1 protein-coding gene is annotated in these 1,517 nt (G+C 51.4%); it reads left to right on the plus strand.

The genetic code is table 11. The annotated features are described in order from the left end of the window. Positions 1-334: 334 nt before the first annotated feature. The gene (gene lpxM, locus KAJ71_RS23135; protein WP_248947787.1) at positions 335-1,303 is read left to right on the plus strand and encodes a lauroyl-Kdo(2)-lipid IV(A) myristoyltransferase; all 969 of its coding nucleotides are present in this window, start codon (positions 335-337) and stop codon (positions 1,301-1,303) included. Positions 1,304-1,517: the final 214 nt, after the last annotated feature.

Raw genomic sequence — 1,517 nt, forward strand, 5'->3', positions numbered from 1 at the left:
ACCCTACGGGTTCGAGCTTAGTACGCCCCTCTGGGGCGCCAAAGCAATGCCGCCTTCTATGAAGGCGGATTTTTACTAGTGCCTGCTCGAGGCCACAAATACCTTATGTTGTCAGCGTACGGTTGCGGTTCTAATCTGGCCCGTCGCTTGACAGCAATTAGGTGTATAGTTTTATACCCTATGGATTTCAAGTTGCAGCTCGGCGACAAGCTTGTTCATCCCCAGGAGCTTACTTTTAGTAAGTGACTGGAGTGAACGCGCAGGTAACAACGCTGCAGCTTGAAAGACGACGGGCATATATTTTGCGAGCAGACACGTTGAATGAGAGCAGCTCATGCAAAAAGAGAAAAAATCGAACGTAGAGTTCATCCCGCAATTTGATAAAGCCTTCTATCATCCGCGCTACTGGGGCGTTTGGCTGGGAACCGGGCTGATGGCCGGTATTTCTCTGGTCCCGGCACGAGTTCGTGATCCGCTGTTGGGCGCAATTGGTAAATTGGCTGGCAAGGTTGCGAAAGGGGCTAGACGCCGCGCTCGCATCAATCTGCTCTATTGCATGCCCGAACTCCCGGAACAGCAACGTGAACAAATTATCGATGAGATGTTTGCAACCGCGCCGCAATCGATGATCCTGATGGCGGAACTAGCCTGTACCAAACCGGAAAAGGTGCTCAAGCGCGTGCGTTGGCACGGCGAAGAAGTGCTGGATAAAATCCGGGAGGAAGGCCGCAATGTGATATTTTTGGTGCCGCACGGCTGGGCCGTAGATGTGCCTGCGATGCTGATGGCTGCTCGGGGACAACCCATGGCGGCGATGTTCCATAACCAGAGTAATCCATTGGTCGACTATCTGTGGAATAGCGTGCGCCGCAAGTTTGGTGGCCGTATGCATGCCCGCAACGATGGCATCAAACCCTTTATCAGTTCGGTGCGTAATGGTTATTGGGGGTACTATCTGCCTGACCAGGATCACGGTGCCGAGCACAGTGAATTCGTGGATTTTTTTGCGACTTATAAGGCCACATTACCCGCAGTCGGCCGCCTGATGAAAGTCTGCAAAGCGGCGATCGTGCCGCTATTCCCGGTTTATGATGGTAAAACCAGCATGCTGGATATCTATATCCGTGAGCCGATGGATGATTTGGCCGAAGCCGACGATCTACGCATTGCGCGCCGCATGAACGAAGAGGTGGAAAACCTGGTTGGCCCTAACCCGGAACAATATACCTGGATTTTGAAGTTGCTGAAAACGCGCAAGGAAGGCGAGATTGAGCCTTACTCGCGGGACGATTTATATCGTTAAGGTCGCTTATTAACTCTCTAGCGGGCGTTACACGCTGCTAAATGGGCGCAGCATGCAGCGCCACTATTCTCTAACCTGTTCTTTTCCTAAAATTTCAGCAGCTTTTAACAAACTGTAACGACGGGCTATAACCCGTCGTTTTTTATTTCTAACTGAATACCACGTCCTATGGACGTGGTTATCGGCTTTTTGGCTCTGCCAGTAATGCTACTCA

This window comes from Serratia silvae (assembly GCF_023282985.1).
GTDB lineage: Bacteria > Pseudomonadota > Gammaproteobacteria > Enterobacterales > Enterobacteriaceae > Chania > Chania silvae.